The following is a 19,419-nucleotide window of genomic DNA, read 5'->3' as shown; positions in this document are numbered from 1 at the left end:
GATGGGCTCCACCGAGTTCCCCCAACCGCTCGAGTTCCCCCAACTGCTCGAGTTCCCGCAACTGCTGGGGGACTTCCACGTGCACTCCACGTTTTCGGATGACGCGGTGGCGACACTCGGCGAGAACATCGCCGCGGCCGCCGCTCGCGGCCTCGCCGAGCTTCGGCTCGTCGACCACGTTCGCCAGTCCACCACCTGGGTGCCCGAGTTCGTGGCCGCTGTCGCGGCGGAGGCCGTGCCGCCCGGTCTCATCGTGCACACCGGCGTCGAGGCGAAGATCCTCGACAGCGCGGGCACCCTGGACATCCCGGGCGACCTCGTCTTCGGACCGGGCGGCATCGACACCGTGCTCATCGCCGATCACCAGTTTCCGGGAACGGACGGCCCGTGGTCCCCGCGGGCGACGAGGGAGCGGTTGGATGCCGGGCTGTCGACCGGGGACGCCGTCGACCTGCTCGTGGGCGCCCTCGTCTCGGCGATGGCCCGCGTGCCGTTCGCGCAGCTCGCCCACTGCTTCTCGATCCTGCCGAAGATCGGCCTGAGCGAGGACGACCTCGGCGACGAGCACCTCGCGGCGTGGGCCTCCGCGGCCGCCGACACCGGCACCATCATCGAGATCAACGAGAAGTGGTCCTGTCCCGGCCCCCGCGCGATCCGCGCCGCCCGCGCGGCCGGCGCGCGTCTCGTCGCCTCCACCGACAGCCACGTCGCGAGCGATGTCGGACGCTACGACAGGGTCGTCGCACTCCTCCGAGAGGCACAATCATCATGAACGGATGGGCATCATGAACGACTGGGCGACCATCGGTCTGCGCACGCTCGAGGTCGTGCTGCTCGTGCTCGTCGCGACGGGCGCGCTTCCCGTGCTCGCCGCCGCGTACTCGTTTCTCGCCATCCCGCTGCACGCCGTCAAGAACCACTACGGCAAGGCGGCCCCGTACCTGCCTCGCGTCGCGATTGTCGTGCCGGCCTGGAACGAGGGCGCGGTCATCGGAGCCTCGATCGATCGGCTCATGGCACTCGAATACCCACGGGAGTCGCTTCGCGTCTACGTGGTGGATGACGCGAGCACCGACGAGACCCCGCGGGTGGTTCGCGCCAAGGCCGAGCAATATCCGGGCTCCGTCGTGCACCTGCGACGGGAGAAGGGCGGGGAGGGCAAGGCGCACACGCTCAACCACGGCATCCGCGTGATCCTCGAAGACGACTGGATGCAGGCCTTGCTCATCATGGACGCCGACGTGATCTACCTGCCGGACTCGCTTCGGCGCATGACGCGGCATCTCGCCGACCCGAGGGTCGGCGCGGTGTCCGCATACATCCGCGAGGGCAGCGCAGACAAGAACTACCTCACCAGGTTCATCGGCCTCGAGTACGTGCTCTCGCAGCCGGCTGCGCGTCGCGCGCAGAACGTGCTCGGCGCGCAGGCCTGCCTCGCGGGCGGGGCGCAACTGCACTCGCGGGAGAACCTGCTCGCGATCGGCGGCCAGATCGACACGTCCTCCCTCGCGGAGGACACCATCACCACCTTCGAGACGCAGCTGCGCGGCCGAACCGTCGTGTTCGAGCCGCTCGCCGTCGTTCTCGCGGAGGAGCCGGGGAGCATCGACGCGCTCTGGAAGCAGCGGCTGCGCTGGGCGCGCGGAAACGTCACGGTCACCTCCCGCTACAAGAGGGTGTGGTTCAGGCCGTCGCGCGAGCACAAGCTCGGCACGATCTCCTTCGGCGTGGTGTGGTTCAGCCTGTGGCTCCTGCCCGTGGCCATGATCCTGTCCTCGGCCGGCCTGCTCGGCCTCCTCGTGCTGGGCAGCGACCTCGCCACCATCGTCTTCCGCGCGCTCTGGATTTCCGCCGCTTGCACCTACGTGTTCACGCTCACCCTCGGGGCGCAGCTCGACTCCGTGCTCGCGCGAAACGCCTGGCGCGAGGTGCTCACCTTTCCGGGCATCATCTCGATGATCGTCATGCTCACGGCGTTCTTCCCCCGGCTCGTGGAGGTGCAGATCCCGGCCCTTCTCGGTCTCACGGTCACGCCCACCGGTCTCTTCTGGCTCACCGCGGCCATCTACATCTGGATTCCGTTCTCCATGGCCGGCGCGTGGCTCGCCCGCAAGGTCGAGCCGACACCGATCGGGCGATTCCTCTCGCCGCTGCTGATCTACCTGGTCGGCTACGGCTCGCTCCTCTGCGCCATCACCTTCGACTCGTACATCAAGGAGTTGAGGCACGCCGAAGCCCGATGGGACAAGACGGAGAAGACGGGGAGGGTGCTCGCATGACCACGGATTCGACCGGCGGGCACGGCAGACGCGGGCGCACCGAGCCGATCGTTCCCGCCGACCCCCGCAACCCGGGCGACGCCTTTCTCCAGCAGGAAATCGAGCAGAATCGCCGCTCGGAACGATGGCTCATCCCCAAGGCAATTCTGGCGCTCGCGGTCGTCGCGGCGCTCATCGTGCTTCGAGAGGTCTTCTTCGTATGAGCATTCCCACCGCGATCAAGACGAAGGTGAAGGTGCTCATCGTCGACGACAGCGACGACCAGCGAACGCTCCTGCGCCGGTACTTCGAACGGGCAGGCTGCGACGTGACCGTCGCCGCGTCCGCCGAGGAGGCGATCCTGTCCTATAGCCGTTCGACACCGGATCTCGCCGTGATCGACCTGGTGCTTCCCGGCATGAACGGGTGGGATCTCACCGAACGGATGAAGGCGGACCGCCCGGAGTGCATGATCGCCGTGAGCTCCGTGCTCGACGCCTCCCAATACCCGGCGAGCGATGCCGTGCTGCCCAAGCCGTTCACCGGCGCGCAGATCCGCAAGGTGCTTCGGGACCTCGTGCCGAAGTGGTCGGCAGAGTGAACGAGTCGGGTCCGGCGCGCGTCGTCATCGCGGACGACGACCCGGACATCCGCGCCCTCGTCGCCATCGCGGTGAAACGGGCCGGCCTCGAGCTCGTCGAGGCGGCCGCCGACGGTATAGCGGCGTGGCACGCCCTGCAGACCCACCGGCCCGATCTGGCGGTGCTCGACGTGTCGATGCCCGGCCTGACCGGTCTCGAGGTCTGCCGCCTGGCCCGGGCCGACGACTCGCTCGACGGCATCCACCTGGTTCTGCTCACCGCCGCCGTCGACGACCAGTCGAGGGCGGCCGGCACGGAGGCCGGCGCCGACGACTTCTTCGTGAAGCCGTTCAGCCCCAGGGAGCTCGCCCTCGCGCTCTCCGCCCTCATGACCAAGGACAACTGATCGCATGAAGAGAGTGATCGCATGAAGAGCGTGAAGCGGCTCTACGCCACGGCCATGAAACGGCTCTCGGTCGACACCCCGTCGCCGGCCCTCAAACAGTTCCCCACGACCGTGGTTTTCACCGTCGCGGCACTTCTCTCGTTCGTCGCCCCGGCGATCGTCGTTACCGGCCGGGCCGCGATCATCTCCGCCTGCGTCGTCATGGTCGGGGCGACGCTGCTCTCCGCATACTTCACCCGGCTCGGCCGGGTCACCCGGTGGGCGCTCATCGTGCCCGGGTTCTCGCTGCTCGCCATCGCGCTTCTGCGCGCGGGCACCGGTGGGGCCACCTCCCTCTTCTCCGCGCTGCTCATCCTGCCGGTGCTGTGGATCGCCTCCGAGAACGGTCGACGGTGGGTGCTCGTGGCGGTGGTGGGAACATTCTCGAGCATCATGCTGCCGTACGTGCTCTATTGGCGCGCCCCCGAGACGCAGAGTGAGTGGCTTCGAGGGGTGTTCGCCCCCCTCGTCTATGGCGTTGTCGCCGCGATCGTGAACGAACTCTCCCGGCAGGGCAGAAAGCAGATGTGGTCGATCACGAGGCTCGCTGAGGAGCGGGAGGGGATGCTGCAGGAGACCCTGTCGTTCGCCGGCAAGCTGCAGGAGAACGAGTTGAGCCTGCACGCGGCCGACCGCCTCACCCGGAGCGTGCTGGACGCGGTCACCGAGCAGTCGGTGATCGGCACCGACCTCACCGGTTTCATCGACGTGTGGAACCCAGGGGCGGCGGTGATGCTCGGCCTCACCGCCGACGAGACGCAGGGCAAGCGCTACGTCTTCGAGTTCCACGACGCCCACGAGCTCGAGGCCCGCTCGCGCGAACTCAACTATCCGCCGGGCGCGACGGTGCTCAACCCCGGGTTCTCCGCGCTAGTGGAATCGGCCAGACTCGGTCGCGCCGAGGTGCGGGACTGGACCTATCGGCGCCATGACGGGTCCGAGCTCTCCGTCAGCGTCGCCGTCACCCCTCGCGTGGACGAGGAGGGGGCGACGATCGGCTACATCTTCGTCGCGACGGATGTCACCCAGGCACTCGAGGTCGCGCGCCTCAAGGACGAGTTCGTCGGCCTCATCTCCCACGAGCTGCGCACCCCGCTCAGCTCCATCCTGGGCTATCTCGAGCTGATGCGCGACGACGACGACTCGCCGCTCTCGGACGAACAGCTCCAGTACCTGGGGGTCGCCGAGCGCAACGCCCATCGGCTCCTTCGACTGGTGGGAGACCTGTTGTTCACGGCCCAGGTCGCGTCCGGCAGGTTTCCGCTCGACCTCGGCACTGTCGCCCTCAGCGATGTGGTCACGGCCGCGGTGCAGTCGGCGAGGCCGGTCGCCGCGGCGGCAGGAATCGAGCTCCTGATCGAACTGCCGAGTGAGCCCGTCGTCGTGCGCGGCGACTCGGTGCGGCTCGGGCAGGCCTGCGACAACCTCATCTCCAACGCCGTCAAGTTCACGCCGAGGGGCGGGACGGTCACCGTCGCGCTCGGCTCCACGGCCGAGGACGCGATCGTGAGCGTTCGGGACACGGGCATGGGCATCCCGGCGTCGGAGCTCGACCAGCTATACGCGCGCTTCTTTCGGGCATCCACCGCCACCCGAAACGCGGTCCCGGGGGTGGGCCTCGGCCTCACCATCACCAAGGCGATCGTCACCGCCCACGAGGGCGAGCTCGATGTGGAGAGCCAGGAGGGCATCGGCACGCTGTTCAGCATGTCGCTGCCGTTGCCGAGGAAGCCGCTGCTCGATGCGGCCTAAGATGCGGCGGCCTGAGGCGCGGCGGCCTTGAGGTGCGGCGGCCTGAGGCGCGGCGGCTCTTCTAGCGTCGAAGGTCGGCGAGTTGGGCGGATGCGCGTTCGAGCACGTCCACGCGCTTGCAGAACGCGAATCGCAGGAGTGACGCGTACTCGCCCTTGTTCTCGTCGCTCACGAACGCGCTGATCGGAACCGCCACCACGCCGGCCAGCTCGGGGAGCTGCAGGCAGAGGGCGGCCGCGTCGGTGAACCCGAGCGGCGCGGCATCCGCGACCACGAAGTAGGAGCCGCTCGAGCGGCTCACCGCGAAGCCGGCCTTGGCGAGCCCGGCGGAGAGCACGTCCCGCTTGCGTTGAAGCTCGGCGGCGATCCCGGTGAAGAACGCGTCCGGCAGGCCGAGGCCCACGGCGATTGCCGGCTGGAAGGGGGCGCCGTTCACGTAGGTGAGAAACTGCTTCACGCTCAGGATCGGCTCCAGCAGCCTGTTGGGCGCCGTGAGCCAGCCGATCTTCCAGCCCGTGGTGTTGAACGTCTTGCCGCCGCTCGAGATGGTGACGGTGCGCTCCCACGCCCCGGGCAGCGTCGCGATCGGCAGGTGCCTGGTGCCGAAGGTGAGGTGCTCGTACACCTCGTCGGTCACGATGATGGCGTCGTGCCGGTGGGCGAGCTCCACCACGAGCTCGAGGATCTCGCGCGAGAGCACCGCCCCCGTCGGGTTGTGCGGGTTGTTGATCAGGATGAGGCGGGTGCGGTCGCCGACGACCCGGCGCAGTTCCTCGGGGTCGGGCTGGAAGTCGGGGGCGCGGAGGGCGACCGTGCGGTGCACGCCCCGGGAGAGGGCGATGATCGCTGCATAGGAGTCGTAGAACGGCTCGAGGGTGACCACCTCGTCGCCCTCCTCGACCAGGGCGAGGATGGTGGCCGCGAGGGCTTCGGTCGCTCCGGCGGTGACCAGAACCTCGCGGTCGGGGTCGGGGTTCATTCCGTAGAAGCGCTTCTGGTGGGCGGCAATCGCCTCCCGCAGCACGGGGTAGCCGAGCCCGGGCGGGTACTGGTTGAAACCGTCTGTGATTGCCCGGCGGGCGGCATCCAGCACCTCGATCGGGCCGTCCTCGTCTGGAAACCCCTGCCCGAGGTTGATCGCGCCGGTCGCTGTCGCGAGTGCGGACATCTCGGCGAAGATGGTCGGCCTGAGTTGGCCGTTCGATCCGAGCAGCATCGCGCCTCGCGCCGTGCGTTCCCAGGCTCCGGAGACTGTCATCCGCGGTTGTCTCCACTGTCGTTGATGGGCAAAATAACTGCTCCAACGGTACTCCGTCGCCGCTCGTCCCCACCGCACCCCGGCCGAAGTGCGGTAACAGGTGTGGAAAAAGCTGGCTGGGGCGCGCCTGCGTGCTCTACCTTGTGCAGCATGCGGAATTTCTCTCGCGTATCCCTCGTGGTCGTCGCGGTCGTCGCGATGCTCACCGGATGCGTGAGGGCGGAGCCAATTCCCACGCCGCCACCGACGTCGGCACCGACGCCCACGGCGACGCCGCTCTTCGCCTCGGACGCGGAGGCGCTCGCGGCGGCCACCGCGGCCTATGCCGCGTATGTGGCGATGTCGGACAAGATCTTGATGCAAGGAGGAGTTGATCCAGGGCGAATAGAAGAAGTGACCACCAACAATCAATTGACGGTCGAACTTAACGGCTACCGCGCTGCAGCGGAAAGAGGCTTGCACAGTTCAGGTGGCACGACCTTTGATCAAGTCGCGCTCGAGCGGTATGACACGACTAGCCCTGACGGACGGCGGGTCGTCGCTCTGTACTTATGTGAAGACGTTTCCAAAGTCGATGTTGTGGACGCTAACGGAATCTCGGTCGTTACATCGACTCGACCGAATCGAGTCAAGTACGAAGTTCAGTTTGACGAGTCTCCACGAGACTCAGGCGCGCTTCGCGTGTCACAGAAGGCCCCTTGGCGAGGTGGGCAATGTTGACAGTGGGTCGGGGGTTTGCTCTGCTAATGGTGATTCTCACTCAAGCCGGGATGCCTGCGCTCGCTGCGATGTCCGACGCCTCGTGCGGCGCGCTTGAGGCTCAGATCTCGGGGTGCCCTACAGTAAACGCCAACATCCACGATGGTGAGGCGGTGCTCGACGGGTCGGCGACCGGCCCAGGTGCCTCCGGAACGGGCCGAGGCAACTCCGCCGCTGGGGGCGCGGCGTGCCGACGTGCACCCGGGTGCGCCGGCGCACCCGCCCCGGTCCCGCCGCCGCCCCTCCGCGACGGCTACACGGTGACCTCGCCAGTGACGCTTCGCGACCTCGTCGGCTTTCGGCCCACATCCGGCATCGACTACATGCAACCGAACGGCTGGATGGTGGTGGGCCTCGACACCAACTTCTATGCGGTGACGAGCGTGCAGGAGCAGCAGGGCCAGCTTCTCGCGCACGAGGCGTCCGTGCGGTTCACCGCGCTGCGCTTCCACTGGTCGTACGGGGACGGTGCCACGCGCAGCACGACAGCGGGCGGCTCGCCGTGGGCAGCGCAAGACGCGGCCGAGTTCGACGCGACCTCCACCAGCCACATCTATCGCAGCCCAGGAACGTATTCGATCGACCTCACCATCGACTTCTCCGCCGAGTACCGCTACGCGGGCGGCGACTGGACCGCCATCGCCGGCTCGATCCCCGTGCAGGCCAACCGACTGGTGGCCACCGCCGGCGATGCGAAGACTGTCCTGGTGGGCTCGGATTGCGCCGTCAACCCCGCCGGACCGGGCTGCTGAGCCCTCCGGCACGAGTGGAGGCAAGGGTCGGCAGCCTCACAGCGCGTCCAAATAGAATGCTCAGGTTGCCAGAGGATGCTAGCAACGCTTGGAAGGAGCAGCCCCCATGACCGACGCACCGCAGGACCCAGCTTCCGGGTCCGACACCCCTGAATCTCTCTCCGAAACCGAAGCGCGACTGAACGCCGCGAGTGCCGGCGCGCCCGCCGAGGCGAACCAGAACCAGAACGAGACCACCCCGGTCGATGTCTCGTCCGCTGATGTTTCGACCCCGGCCGTCGGCCAGGCCGCCACCGAAGAACAGTTCTACGCGCCAACCGCCACGCAGCCCCTCGACCCGGCCCTCCAGACCGCGACGGCGCCCTCCACCGCCAAGCGATCGAACACGGTCGGGCTCGTCGCGGCTCTCGCCGTAGGTGCCCTCGTGGGAGGGGTCTCGGGTGCCGGGGTTGCGGCCTGGGCAATTACGTCCCAGGGCAACCAGGTCTCCTCCTCCAGCAGCACACCGCAGAACATCACGGTGAACGACACCGAGAGCGTGAACGTGATTACCGCGGTGGCGGCCAAGGCAGGCCCATCGGTCGTCACCATCTCCGTCTCCAGTAAGTCGGCGGCAGGCACCGGATCCGGCGTCGTGCTCAGCAAGGACGGCTACGTGCTCACCAACACCCACGTCGTCACCCTCGACGGCGAAATCGCAGACCCCGCGGTCAAGGTCACCACGTCGGACGGCCACCTCTACGACGCGACTGTCGTGGGCACTGACCCGATCGCGGACCTCGCGGTCATCAAGCTCAAGAACCCGAGCAACCTCACCCCGGCCGACTTCGCCGACTCGAGCAAGCTCAACGTCGGCGAGACCGCCATTGCGATCGGCGCGCCGCTCGGCCTCGCCAACACCGTCACCGACGGGATCGTGAGCGCCCTCAACCGCAGCATCTCGATCGCCTCATCGGCCGCGCCCAAGTCCGGTTCCGGTGACAGTTCGAGCCCGAGCACGAGTCCGTTCGACTTCTGGAACTTCGACAACGGCCAGGGCAACGGCAGCACCCAGGCTCCTGCCACGGCCGCCGCCACGATCTCCCTCCCGGTGATCCAGACGGATGCCGCCATCAACCCCGGCAACTCGGGTGGCGCGCTCCTGGACTCCAACGCGAAGGTGATGGGCATCAACGTGGCGATCGCCAGCGCGAGCGGCACGTCGTCCACCTCCGGCAACATCGGAGTCGGCTTCGCCATCCCGTCCAACCTCGCCCAGCGCGTGGCGAACGAGATCATCAAGAACGGCAAGGCCACGCATGGCCTGCTGGGTGCCAGTGTCACGGATGTCTCGTCCACCGACACGAGCGCGGTCGTCGGAGCAGTCATCAAGCAGGTCACCGGCGGCGGAGCGGCAGATAAGGCCGGGCTGCAGGCAGGCGACGTGATCACCCAGTTCGACGGTGTCGCGATCACCAGCAGCACCGACCTCACCGCTCAGGTGCGGTTCCTTCCGGCCGGCGCCACGACCGACCTCAGCTACGTGCGGGGCGGCAAGTCCTCGAACGCCACGGTGACCCTCGGCACCCTCGGCTGATAGTCGCACGAATCCAGGCACGGGCCCCTCGAGACAGCGGGGACCGTGCCTGTTTCGTGTCGGCTGGTAGGCTCGACCGACCGACCACCCAGCTGTATTGGACCCCATGACGCCCGAGGCACACGCCCTTCCCGGTGTGTCGTACGTGATCCCCGTGCTCAACGAGGTGTCGTACATCGGCGACGCGATTCGCACGGTTCTGGCCCAGGACTACGCCGGCGACGTCGAGGTGATCCTCGCCCTCGGCCCGTCGACGGATGGCACGGATGAGGTGGTTAACGGCTTCGCGGCCGCAGACCCCCGAATCGTCACGGTCATGAACCCGGACACCGACATCCCGGTCGGCCTCAACCTCGCGATCCGGGCGAGCAAATACCCGATCATCGTGCGCGTCGACGCCCACTCGGAGCTCGAGCCGAGCTACACCCGCCGGGCCATCGAGACCCTCGACCGCACCGGCTCCGCCAACGTCGGCGGTGTCATGAAGGCGCAGGGCAAGACCCCGTTCCAGTCTGCTGTCGCTCGGGCGTACAACAGCCGGTTCGGCCTGGGCGGCGGAAGCTATCACGGGGGAGCGGAGGAGGGTCCGGCGGAGTCCGCCTATCTCGGGGTCTTCCGCACGGAGGTGCTCAAGGAGGTGGACTACTTCGACGAGACCATCCGCCGTGGCGAGGACTGGGAACTGAACCTGCGCATCCGGGCCGCCGGCCACTCGGTATGGTTCGACCCATCGCTCGAGGTCACGTACTGGCCGCGGGAGAGCTGGACCAAGCTTGTGCGCCAGTTCTGCGCCACCGGCATCTGGCGGGGCGAACTCGTTCGCCGTTACGCCGGTCGCAACCCGTGGCGCTTCTTCGCCCCGCCGGCGCTCGTGCTCGCCCTGGTGCTCAGCGTCGTCGTGTTCGTACTGCAGGTGACGGGGGCGCTCACCGGATGGGCGAGCGTGCTGCTCTCCCTCGTTTACGCCGGCCCCGTCGCCTACCTGGTGCTGCTCCTGCTGCTGAGCTTCTCCCGGTCGGGAGGCCCGGCCTGGCCGGACCGCTGGCGGTTCTTCCTCGTTCTGCCGACGATGCACCTCAGCTGGGGTGTCGGGTTCATCATCGGCGTCATCCGGGGTGCCCGGGACACGACGGACACCTCCCGCACCGGAATCTGACCGCGCGGCCTCAGCCGATGATTCGTTCCTCGAGCAGCCGCCGCACCACGCGCTCCGCCGCCCCGCCATCGTCGCGCGGATTGAATCGACGCTGCCAGGCCCGATACTTGTCCGCGTAGCGCGCGCGTACGGCGTCGCGGTCGTGCACGAGGGTGACGAGCTCGGCGGGATCCGAGACGACGGGCCCCGGCGCGACGGCGCTGAGGTCGAAGTAGAAGCCACGAAGCTTCTCGCGGTAGTGCACGAGATCCGGGGTGAAGAAGAACAGCGGCTTGCCGGTGACGGTGAAGTCGAACATCACCGAGGAGTAGTCGGTGATGAGGGCGTCGGCCACGAGGAACAGTTCGGAGATGTCGGGGTAGCCGGTCACGTCGAGCACGTTGCGGGCCTTGAGATCCGCGCCGGGGAGGAGCGTGCGGGAGTGCCCGCGGATCAGGGTCACGTAGCCGGCACCGAGGTTCTCGGCGAAGCGCGACACATCCAGGTGGTCGACGTGGTCCGGGCGGTCGTCGCGCCAGGTGGGCGCGTAGAGCAGCACCGTCACGCCGTGCGGAATGCCGAGGCGACGTCGAACGGCCGACGCGTCGCCGGTGAGGAGCACGTCGTCGCGCGGATAACCCTCCTGCCAGACCGGTCCCAGAAACGCATACGCCGAGCGGAATACTTTGGTCGAGTACGGATTCTGGGCGAGCAGGATGTCCCACCGGGCGCGCTCCCGCAGGGTCGCGATCGCGGGGCGGGCGCCGAGGCGAAGCCTGCTGAGCGCGAGCTTCTTGAGCATCGTGCCATGCCAGGTCTGCAGCACCGTCTGGTACGAGCGCTTGCGGAACCGCTTGCGCAGCCAGTCGTTGATCACGAGCAGCCGGGCCGAGCCGCGGATGCGCCACCAGTCCTCGCTGCCCTCGATGAGCGCGATCGCGCCATCCGGCACCGCCACCGAGGCGTCCGCGACGCTCCAATAGCGGGCGATGTCCGGTCGCAGCCTGGCGAGCTCGCGGTCGATGGCGAGCGGGTTGCAGGACGCGTTCTGCCCGTAGAAGCTCTCGAAGAACACGGCGTCGAGCGGCTCGAACCTCGCGGAGCGGTAGTCGGCCTCGAGCGACGCCTGCTGAAGCGGCCCGCGTTCCCGGTCGCTGAGGGGGGCGGAGAAGCGCAGGCCGAGGCCGTCCTCCCGGTCGTCGAAGGCCACCCGGGTCACGCCCTCGACGAGTTGGGGGGCTGGGAGGTCCGCGTCGAGGTCGATGTGGAGGGGGGAACCGTCTGCGGACAGCAGGTTGGCTTCGTATTGGCCGGACCGGGGTGGAAGGGCCGGGCCTCCCCACAGTGAGTCGAGCAGGGGGAGGGTGGCGCTCCAGCGACCGCTCGCGACGGCGACGGGGGCGCTGAGCGTCTGCCGGGAGCCGCGCACTTCGAGCACTGCCGGCGTGCCAACGCTCACGGCGCCCTCGAAGGCGATGGCCGGGGCCGGCGATGTGAGAACGGTGACCGAGTCGACGATCGCCAGCCCGACCGTGGGCCCCCGCTCGATCCGTGTCATTTCTGCGCCTTCAGCCGGAGGAGTATCTCGGAATACACTCTCTCAGTATTCCGGCCGTCCTGAAACGCGAAGTGCCGCGTCGCGAGGTCGACGGTATGGTCACGCACCTCGCCCGCCCAGCCGGGATCGCCGTCGAGCCGACGGAGTTGGGCGAGCAGCGCGGACCAGGAGCGCACCTCGCGACCGCCGCTGAATTCACGGTACGGCTCGTAGAATCCGCGGGACTCGGAGTACGACTCCTCGTCCGGGGCGAGGAAGAGGATGGGGCCGCCCGTGAGCGAGTAGTCGAGCGCGATCGACGAATAGTCGGTGACCAGCACGTCGACGGCGGGTAGCACCGGGGTCACGTCGGCGAGCCTGGCCGAGTCGAGCAGCACGACGCGATCGGATGCCGCCGCGCCCGCCCGGTAGTCGCCGACGCTGTGCGGGTGCGGTCGCAGCACCAGGAGGGAGTCGCTCGCGCGAAGGTACTCGTCGATTCCGAGCCAGTCGTCGGCGCTGGGAATTCCGGGGTCCGCGTCGCCGTCCCGCCAGGTGGGTGCGAACAGCACGATCGTCGACTCCGTGCGCGGGAGGTCCATGCGCGGGAGGCCGATCCGCGTGAAGAGGAGCTCCCTGGCGCGCGCCGACCGCTCGGCGGGGGTGCCGCGGGAGAGCACGTCGTCCCGGGGGTCGCCCGTCACGGCGATCCGGTGCGCCGGCAGACCGAAGGCGGTGCGAAGCCGCTCGGCGGCCAGGGGCGATGCCGCCGGCATGAACGAGATGCCGGCGAATCCCGCACGATAGGCCCGGCGGAGCGGCCCACGCAACTGCCGCGCCCCTGGCAGGCGGGTGCGCATCGTGGCCGGTGAATCGAGCTGGATGAGTTTGAGCGGGATGCCGTGCCACAGTTGCACGACGAACCCCCCGCGGGTGCCGTAGCGGTTCACGTCGCCGAAGCCGTGGGTGACCACGAGAACCCGGGCCCGGAGCGTGAGCCAGAGACCTCGGGCGCTCGACTTCAGCGTCGCGTCGAGACCGAGCTTCCGGGCCTCCGCGAGCTCCCGGTCGTCGCGGGCGAGCCAGTCGAGGCGCGGCGGGGTGGGCTTCGCCCGCGCGAGGAGGAAGAGTTCGAGGGCGCCTTCCCCGACGCCCGAACCGCAGCCGACCACCCAGCGGTCGTCTGACCGGGGAACAGCGAGGCTGGCGAGGGCGCCGAGCGCGTAGAGGGGGAGCGACAGAAGCTTCTTCGCATTCCCTGACGCAAAGTTGAACCCGGACACCAGTGGAGCCTAGCAGCAGGGCATGCGGCCGATCGGGGGCTCGGTTCTCCGGCATCCTCGGCGATGCGGGGGTTGCAGCCAGCAGGGACTGGTTTAATCAGACGGTTCCAATACTCCGCGACGCAAAAACAGCTCAACGGATCATAAAGAACCTGATCCGCTCCCGCCTCCACCGGCGCGAGCTGGCGCGCCGAGGGCCGGCAGTGTCCAGCCTGGCGCCCGACAGGGTGCAGATTGCCGTGTACTTCGCCGACACGAAGGTGAATCTCTACCAGATGCGCCAGTGGTACGCGCCGCTCGCCGAACTCTCCAAGACCCGCCCGGTGGCGATCATCGCGCGCTCGCCTGGCGCGGCGCTGGCCCTGATCGAGGAGTCGCCCGTGCCGGTCGTCTACCTGCGCACGGTGAGCGAACTGGAGAATTTCGTGGCCAGCCAGGCTCTCCGCATCACGTTCTACGTCAACCAGAACAGCAAGAACTTCCAGATGTTTCGGTACGGGCGCATGTGGCACGTCTTCATCAACCACGGTGAGAGCGACAAGATGTACATGACGACCAACCAGTGGAGGGCGCAGTTTGTCACTCGACGAGATCGAGCGACGGCAGGCCCTTCACGATTCGCACGGTCTCGACGCTCACAGTCACGATGCTCTTCAGCAGGTCGAGGATGTAGCGCGGGTTGTCGTGCTCGAGCCCCCAGTCGTTCGGGTCGTTGACGATGCCGCTCGCCTTGTCCTTCTTCACCTGGTAGCGCTCGAGAATCCACTCGATTGCCGAGCGTGACCCGAGCATGTACTCGTGCGCCTCATCCGGAATGCCGGTGAGCGTGAGGTTCTCGTTGTAGACGATCGTCGACTTGTCGATATTGGGCCGCTTGCCGGCGAACCGCATCTTCGTCACCCGCAGGTCGGTAGTGGCGCCGGTCGATACCTCGTCGAGTGGATACTGCGAAACGCTCTCGTACCCAATGTGCAGGTCGGAAAGCCTCTTTCCAGCCGTCGCGAACTCCCAGAACCCCTTCACCTTCGGGATGCGCGGCAGCATCTTCTTGAGGTCCGCCGCGTACTCCTCGCGGTACTCCGGCGAGTGCAGGATCCCGTACACATAGTAGAAAATGTCGTCCTTGGAGACGGATGCCCCGAAGCTGGCCCGGTATTCCATGAGGATCTCGTCGGTGATGTTGTCGACGCGGGTGAAGGGTTCCTCGTCGAACAGGCTGGGCTGCTCGCCGCGGGGCTCGTAGGTGTACCGCGGGAAGTATTGTCCGCCGCTTCCTGCACCTGTGACGTGGAGGTCGGGAATCAGGTTGGTAGCGAGAACGGAAAACGGCACCGCAGAGCCACGCCCCACATAGTAGAAACCGTGCGAACCAAGACCGGGCGACGGGAAGACACTTTCGAGCTTGTAGACCATGTCGTTGAGCTTGCGATCGAAGTACACGGCTTGCTTGTTGAAGGGTCGGTACGTCGCTGGCTGCGCGCGCTCGGCGTCGAACGAGTGACGGATTCCGCGAGCAACTCTGGACTTATCTGCCCGATTCCAGCTGATTCGTGTCTCGTCGAAATTGATAACAGCGTCGACCTCGTCGGCGCTACGTCCGGAGTTCGCGAACAGAGCAACCTGTTCGTTGTAAAAATCGATCATCGACTTGACGTTGAGTTCAACCGCCGCCTTCGAGGAGCTGTAGGTCCAGACGTCCCGATTGGTCTTCAAGCCAGATGAGTAGCTTTGAAAAAATCCGTTGGCACTTTGGCCCTTGTTGCCTATCTCTCGGAATTTGAGGAATGTCGAATCTCGCTGACTGGACCAATCTCCTTCAGCATTCGGCGAGAGATGAGTCCACGGAACAGCTGAGATGTCCGCCTGCTCCGCGAGGATTCCCAGTTTCTCGGCAGTCGTCAAGTAGTCGCCGATGTCGCGGTAGTAGAGCTTGCCGTGCTCCGGAGCATCCGGATTCTTGATGAGGATCGAGATTGCAATCGTCGCCCTACTAGCTGGGCCGAAAGTCTGGCCGCCCTCCTTTCTGGCCTGCTCGCCCGATGTGCGCGTGTTCCCCCGCAGGTTGAACACGTACAACGAGCTGAACTCCTCGACGAGGGTCTTTCGCAGTCCATCCGCGGTGTTGCCGTCGATGAATCCGCCGTTGCTCACGTACCCGACGACCCCGCGGTCGCCGATGCGGTCGCTCGCCCAGCGGATCGCTCGGATGTACGAGTCGTAGAGGCTGTTCTTGTTCTGCGCAGTCGAGAGCCTGGCGTAGGTCTGCTCGATGCGCTTGTCGAGGGTCTTGTATTTCAGGTTCGCGTTGTTGTCATTGGCGCTGTCCTGGCCGGCCGAGTAAGGCGGATTGCCCACGATCACCGTGATCGGCAGCGCGTTCTGCTTCACGACGCCCGCGTTGTTCGCCTCGAAGACGCCCGTGGCATCCAGCTCGTCGTCGTCCTCAGTCATCTGGAAGGTGTCGGTGAGCAGGATGTTGTCGAACGGCACGTAGTCGCCGCCCATTCTCGAGTGATAGACCTCCTCGATGTTGACCGCCGCGACGTAGTAGGCGAGCAGGTTGATCTCGTTGGCGTGCAGCTCGTGGCGGAACTTGCGCGGCAGGTCGGCATCCGAGATCAGTCCCGACTGCATGAGCCGCGCAATGAAGGTGCCAGTACCCGTGAACGGGTCGAGCACGTGCACCCCCTCGGCCGAGAGCGAGGAGTCGAACTCGGTTCGCAGAACGTGTTCGACGCTGTGCAGGATGAAGTCGACGATCTCGTTCGGCGTGTAGACAATGCCGAGACGCTCGCTCGCCTTGCGTAGCGCGACCGAGAAGAAGCGCTGGTAGAGCATCTTGAGGAAGGTCTGCTTGCCGGCGGCATCGGTGATCCCGCGCACGTTGACGCGAACACTTTCGTAGAAGGACTCGAGCTCGGCAGTTTCCGATTCGAGATTGCTCCCCTGCAGCAGAGACAGCATCGACTGCATCGCCGTGGCGACGGGGTTGTGCCCGGCGAAATCGAAGTCTTCGAACAGCGCATCGAGCACGGGCTGCGTGATCAGGTGCTGCGACAGCATGTCGAGCGCATCCTGGGAGGTGACGCTCGGATTGAGGTTGTCCTGCAGGCCCTTCACGAATCGATCGAAGCCGGCCCGCACCGTCTCGTCGGTGTCGATGAGTGCCCCGATGCGCAGTGTGTGCTTCGCCGCGACATCCGCAACATTGGTCGCCCAGTTCTCCCAGTAGAGGCGCTCGCCGACCTTCTCCACGATCTTCGCGTAGATGGCCTCCTGCACGTCCTGGATCGCGGAGAGGTCGAGCGGCGTCTGGGTCCACTCGCCGTCCTCGTCGACGTGGCCATAGCCGTCACCGCCGATGACCTGCACCCGCTCGCCGCTCTTATTGTTGAGGTCGAGCTGCTCGATCTCCGCCTCGAACCGCTCGTCATGGGAACGGAGCGCGCGCAGAACATCCCAGACCACCTTGTATTTGGCGTTGTCGTTCAATGCCTGCACGGGGTCGACGCCGGCGGGGACCGCGATCGGAAGGATGATGTAGCCGTAGTCCTTCTCGGGCGACAGGCGCATCACGCGACCGACGCTCTGCACAACGTCGATCTGGCTGTCGCGCGAATTGAGGAAGATCACTGCGTCGAGGGCCGGCACATCGACGCCCTCACTCAGGCAACGCGCATTGGTGAGGATGCGAGCGACGTTGCCTTCTGTCTCAGCCTTCAGCCAGTCGAGGTGACTGTTGCGTTCGAGCACATTCATGGTGCCGTCAACATGCCGCGACTCGAGAACCAGTGGGTTGTTGGGGTCCTTCAGGGCGAGGGGGATCGACGAGTTCAGATCCAGCAGGTTCGAGACCTTCTGGGAGTCCTTGATCGAACGGGAGAATGCGACTGCGCGCCGCATCGGGGCGCGGTCCGCCGGCCAGGGACCGAGTCCCTCCACTCCGCGCTTACCCAGCGCGTTGTAGATGCCCTTGATGCGAGCCGCGTCGTCGAGGTTCAGTTCGCCCTCATGCTGGAATTGCTGCTGGAACTCTGCCGTCACGGCCTCTTCGCTCACGGCGAGTACCAGAACCTTGTAGTCCGTAAGCAGGTTCCGTTCGACGGCGGTGCCGAAACCCAGGCGATGGAACTCGGGTCCGAATAGCGTCTCGTCATCCATGCTGCTCAGCACGGCGCTCGCATCCTTGGCCTTGGCCTTGACCCCGTCGCCGTAGATCTTCGGCGTCGCGGTCATGTAGAGACGACGGTCGGCGTGGATGACGGTGTCATCGTGAACTCGAACGAAGTTGGATTCGTCGCCAGGAGCCAGAGTCACTCCCGTGGTCCGATGGGCCTCGTCGCAGATCACCAGGTCGAAATGTGCCAGTCCCGATGCCTGCGCGTCGCTCACAACCTGAATCGACTGGTAGGTGGAGAAGTAGACGGTGAGACCGTCGGGATTGCTGCCCCGGGTAATCTCGGCGAGCAGCTTCTCGGAGTTCGTGGTCGCCGGAAACGCGAGGTCGCTGACCGAGTAGTCCTCGGAGTTCTTGCCGACCTTGCCGTCGGAGCAGATGGCAAAGGCGCGGATGGCGTTGGCCGACTGCGCGGTCCACTCCTTGAGCGACTGGGAGAGCAGCGCGATGGATGGCACGAGGAAAAGCACCGATCCGCCGGGCTGAACAAGCGCCTCGGCGATACGCAGGCTCGTGAAGGTCTTGCCCGTGCCGCAGGCCATGATCAGCTTGCCGCGCTCGTGTGAATCAAAGCCGACGACGACGTCTCGCAGTGCCTCGATTTGATGCGGGCGCAAGGCCTTCTGCCTGAGCACCTCGATCGAGTCCGGGTTGGTGAGCGAGTAGGTCGACCAGTCGATCTCGGAGTTGGCGAGATCATCCGTTCCGAGCCGAGTCGTCGGAATCTGCTGGTTTCGAAGTGCCTCCTCGGCGTGAGCCGACCACTTGTCGGTCGTGGAGACAATCACCCGGGAGTTGAAGCCCTCTTTGCCCGACGCGGTGAAGAACGAGTCGATGTCGCTCTTCTGCAGATAGTGGGTCGGAGCATAGAACTTGCACTGGATGGCGCACAATGCTCCGGTGTAGCGCTCGCGAGCGACGAGGTCGATGCCGGTGTCGGGCTTTCCCTCTCGCCCCGGCCACTCCTGCCAGAGCCAGACATCCTCGTAGACCCCTGCATAGAGCGGGTCGGTCAGTAGGAACTTCTGCACGAGTTTCTCGAAGAGAAAACCCTTGGTGCGGGTATTCGCAGCCAGCGCAGTGTACTCGTCGAGAAGCTCGTGGATGGTCGTCATTGAATTCCCCCAGGCTGCGTCGAAGCACGAGCCAGGGCCGCGCAAATTACTTCTTCAATGCTAGAGGTATTAATGCCTCAGCGTTCTAACATCTGGTAGTTCGACAACGCGGCAGATAGCAATGGGGTATGCCTCAACCGATCTCCGAAGCCACCCGCATCCTGGGCGAGCGAATCCGGAATCGGCGCCTGAAGCTCGCGTGCAGCCAGGAAGAGATCGCGAATCTCGCGGGGATGAACGTGTCCAACTTTGGCAAGATCGAGCGCGGTCTCGGCAACCCGAACTTTCATACACTGGTGCGCATCGCGTCAGTGCTGGGGATCGATCCCGGTGTCCTGGTCGCAGGAATCGGCGCGGACGCGTTGCCTGACTTGGCGGAGACCTTCACTGCTGCGGACTTCATCCGGGAGCGACGCCGACGCGAGCATCAGGGCTGAGATCGCGCGACCCTGCCTTAGAAACTCACTCGCCACAAGAACTCCTCACCTGACGGCCTGAACCAGCGCACGACGAGCACGGTGCTGAGAGCCAGATCCCGCGCCGCGATCATGACCTCGAGGCTCTCGCCCGGCTCGAGAGTGGATGGCGCTGTCGCGGGCATCACTCCTGCTCCCAACAGGCTCAGGGTCACGCCGTTCACGGGCTCGCTGCCGCGGTTTGTGAGGCGATACCGGCGCGGCCCGGAATCCCGCTCCACGTGGAATGGCACGGGGTAGGAGGAATCGAAAATGGGGGAGCGCGGGCCGGTCATAGCTCGAAAGCTACTCACGGCATCCGACTGTCTTGGCAAA

The 19,419-nt window shown here is 66.2% G+C and carries 16 protein-coding genes; 11 read left to right on the top strand and 5 right to left on the bottom strand.

Translation table 11 applies throughout. From position 1 onward, the window contains the following. The first annotated feature begins 1 nt into the window (after position 1). The 6 genes from VIM54_RS06300 to VIM54_RS06275 are packed head-to-tail and all read left to right on the top strand — an operon-like array spanning position 2 to position 5,036. On the top strand, positions 2-772 hold the full coding sequence (locus VIM54_RS06300) for a PHP domain-containing protein (RefSeq protein ID WP_331899928.1): 771 nt from the start codon (positions 2-4) through the stop codon (positions 770-772). Between the two features lie 13 nt (positions 773-785). After that, positions 786-2,279 carry a glycosyltransferase gene (locus tag VIM54_RS06295; RefSeq protein WP_331899927.1) on the top strand — a complete coding sequence of 498 codons (1,494 nt, stop codon included), beginning with the start codon at positions 786-788 and terminating at the stop codon, positions 2,277-2,279. Beyond that, a complete protein-coding gene (locus tag VIM54_RS06290) occupies positions 2,276-2,482 on the top strand; it encodes a hypothetical protein (RefSeq protein ID WP_331899911.1) in 207 nt (68 codons plus the stop codon). Before VIM54_RS06295 ends, VIM54_RS06290 begins: the two co-directional genes overlap by 4 nt. Continuing rightward, positions 2,479-2,859 carry a response regulator gene (locus VIM54_RS06285; protein ID WP_331899910.1) on the top strand — a complete coding sequence of 127 codons (381 nt, stop codon included), beginning with the start codon at positions 2,479-2,481 and terminating at the stop codon, positions 2,857-2,859. The genes VIM54_RS06290 and VIM54_RS06285 overlap by 4 nt, the downstream gene beginning before the upstream one ends. Further along, positions 2,844-3,245, top strand: coding sequence for a response regulator transcription factor (locus tag VIM54_RS06280; RefSeq protein WP_331899909.1), 402 nt, complete (start codon positions 2,844-2,846; stop codon positions 3,243-3,245). The genes VIM54_RS06285 and VIM54_RS06280 overlap by 16 nt, the downstream gene beginning before the upstream one ends. 21 nt (positions 3,246-3,266) lie before the next feature. Continuing rightward, positions 3,267-5,036: a sensor histidine kinase gene (locus tag VIM54_RS06275; RefSeq protein ID WP_331899908.1), complete on the top strand. Its 1,770-nt coding sequence runs from the start codon at positions 3,267-3,269 to the stop codon at positions 5,034-5,036. A 61-nt stretch (positions 5,037-5,097) separates the two neighbouring features. On the opposite strand, the gene VIM54_RS06270 is transcribed toward VIM54_RS06275, so the two are convergent. Continuing rightward, positions 5,098-6,294, bottom strand: a complete 1,197-nt coding sequence (locus VIM54_RS06270) for an aminotransferase class I/II-fold pyridoxal phosphate-dependent enzyme (RefSeq protein WP_331899907.1) — start codon at positions 6,292-6,294, stop codon at positions 5,098-5,100. 177 nt (positions 6,295-6,471) lie between these two features. Here VIM54_RS06270 and VIM54_RS06265 point away from each other — a divergent pair, with 177 nt between their 5' ends. The 4 genes from VIM54_RS06265 (at position 6,472) to VIM54_RS06250 (ending at position 10,537) form a co-directional block, all read left to right on the top strand. Then, the gene (locus tag VIM54_RS06265) at positions 6,472-7,014 is read left to right on the top strand and encodes a hypothetical protein (RefSeq protein WP_331899906.1); all 543 of its coding nucleotides are present in this window, start codon (positions 6,472-6,474) and stop codon (positions 7,012-7,014) included. Positions 7,015-7,313: 299 nt separating this feature from the next. Beyond that, a complete protein-coding gene (locus tag VIM54_RS06260) occupies positions 7,314-7,805 on the top strand; it encodes a PKD domain-containing protein (RefSeq protein WP_331899905.1) in 492 nt (163 codons plus the stop codon). Between the two features lie 106 nt (positions 7,806-7,911). Further along, positions 7,912-9,381: a S1C family serine protease gene (locus VIM54_RS06255; RefSeq protein ID WP_331899904.1), complete on the top strand. Its 1,470-nt coding sequence runs from the start codon at positions 7,912-7,914 to the stop codon at positions 9,379-9,381. A 106-nt stretch (positions 9,382-9,487) separates the two neighbouring features. Then, positions 9,488-10,537, top strand: coding sequence for a glycosyltransferase family 2 protein (locus VIM54_RS06250; protein ID WP_331899903.1), 1,050 nt, complete (start codon positions 9,488-9,490; stop codon positions 10,535-10,537). A gap of 10 nt (positions 10,538-10,547) precedes the next feature. Here VIM54_RS06250 and VIM54_RS06245 read toward each other — a convergent pair whose 3' ends face one another. The 3 genes from VIM54_RS06245 to VIM54_RS06235 all read right to left on the bottom strand — a co-directional run bounded on the left by VIM54_RS06245 (position 10,548) and on the right by VIM54_RS06235 (position 18,628). After that, positions 10,548-12,074: a CDP-glycerol glycerophosphotransferase family protein gene (locus VIM54_RS06245; RefSeq protein WP_331899902.1), complete on the bottom strand. Its 1,527-nt coding sequence runs from the start codon at positions 12,072-12,074 to the stop codon at positions 10,548-10,550. Continuing rightward, complete coding sequence (locus VIM54_RS06240; RefSeq protein WP_331899901.1) at positions 12,071-13,336, bottom strand: CDP-glycerol glycerophosphotransferase family protein; 1,266 nt, start codon at positions 13,334-13,336, stop codon at positions 12,071-12,073. The genes VIM54_RS06245 and VIM54_RS06240 overlap by 4 nt, the downstream gene beginning before the upstream one ends. A 579-nt stretch (positions 13,337-13,915) precedes the next feature. Further along, positions 13,916-18,628: a DEAD/DEAH box helicase gene (locus tag VIM54_RS06235; protein WP_331899900.1), complete on the bottom strand. Its 4,713-nt coding sequence runs from the start codon at positions 18,626-18,628 to the stop codon at positions 13,916-13,918. Between the two features lie 128 nt (positions 18,629-18,756). Here VIM54_RS06235 and VIM54_RS06230 point away from each other — a divergent pair, with 128 nt between their 5' ends. Beyond that, positions 18,757-19,065 carry a helix-turn-helix transcriptional regulator gene (locus tag VIM54_RS06230; protein WP_331899899.1) on the top strand — a complete coding sequence of 103 codons (309 nt, stop codon included), beginning with the start codon at positions 18,757-18,759 and terminating at the stop codon, positions 19,063-19,065. 17 nt (positions 19,066-19,082) lie between these two features. Here VIM54_RS06230 and VIM54_RS06225 read toward each other — a convergent pair whose 3' ends face one another. Continuing rightward, a complete protein-coding gene (locus tag VIM54_RS06225) occupies positions 19,083-19,379 on the bottom strand; it encodes a hypothetical protein (protein ID WP_331899898.1) in 297 nt (98 codons plus the stop codon). Positions 19,380-19,419 lie beyond the last annotated feature (40 nt).

It is taken from the genome of Lacisediminihabitans sp. (assembly GCF_036569425.1).
GTDB lineage: Bacteria > Actinomycetota > Actinomycetes > Actinomycetales > Microbacteriaceae > Lacisediminihabitans.
Note: the sequence above shows the minus strand (reverse complement) of the source record. Positions and strands in the feature narration are given on the sequence as shown.

Coding starts and splice junctions, on each gene's coding strand:
- VIM54_RS06270 (WP_331899907.1), bottom strand. CDS start 6,294: ATGACAGTCTCCGGAGCCTGGGAACGCACGGCGCGAGGCGCGATGCTG.
- VIM54_RS06250 (WP_331899903.1), top strand. CDS start 9,488: ATGACGCCCGAGGCACACGCCCTTCCCGGTGTGTCGTACGTGATCCCC.
- VIM54_RS06255 (WP_331899904.1), top strand. CDS start 7,912: ATGACCGACGCACCGCAGGACCCAGCTTCCGGGTCCGACACCCCTGAA.
- VIM54_RS06235 (WP_331899900.1), bottom strand. CDS start 18,628: ATGACGACCATCCACGAGCTTCTCGACGAGTACACTGCGCTGGCTGCG.
- VIM54_RS06245 (WP_331899902.1), bottom strand. CDS start 12,074: ATGACACGGATCGAGCGGGGGCCCACGGTCGGGCTGGCGATCGTCGAC.
- VIM54_RS06275 (WP_331899908.1), top strand. CDS start 3,267: ATGAAGAGCGTGAAGCGGCTCTACGCCACGGCCATGAAACGGCTCTCG.
- VIM54_RS06290 (WP_331899911.1), top strand. CDS start 2,276: ATGACCACGGATTCGACCGGCGGGCACGGCAGACGCGGGCGCACCGAG.
- VIM54_RS06225 (WP_331899898.1), bottom strand. CDS start 19,379: ATGACCGGCCCGCGCTCCCCCATTTTCGATTCCTCCTACCCCGTGCCA.
- VIM54_RS06300 (WP_331899928.1), top strand. CDS start 2: ATGGGCTCCACCGAGTTCCCCCAACCGCTCGAGTTCCCCCAACTGCTC.
- VIM54_RS06295 (WP_331899927.1), top strand. CDS start 786: ATGAACGACTGGGCGACCATCGGTCTGCGCACGCTCGAGGTCGTGCTG.
- VIM54_RS06285 (WP_331899910.1), top strand. CDS start 2,479: ATGAGCATTCCCACCGCGATCAAGACGAAGGTGAAGGTGCTCATCGTC.
- VIM54_RS06230 (WP_331899899.1), top strand. CDS start 18,757: ATGCCTCAACCGATCTCCGAAGCCACCCGCATCCTGGGCGAGCGAATC.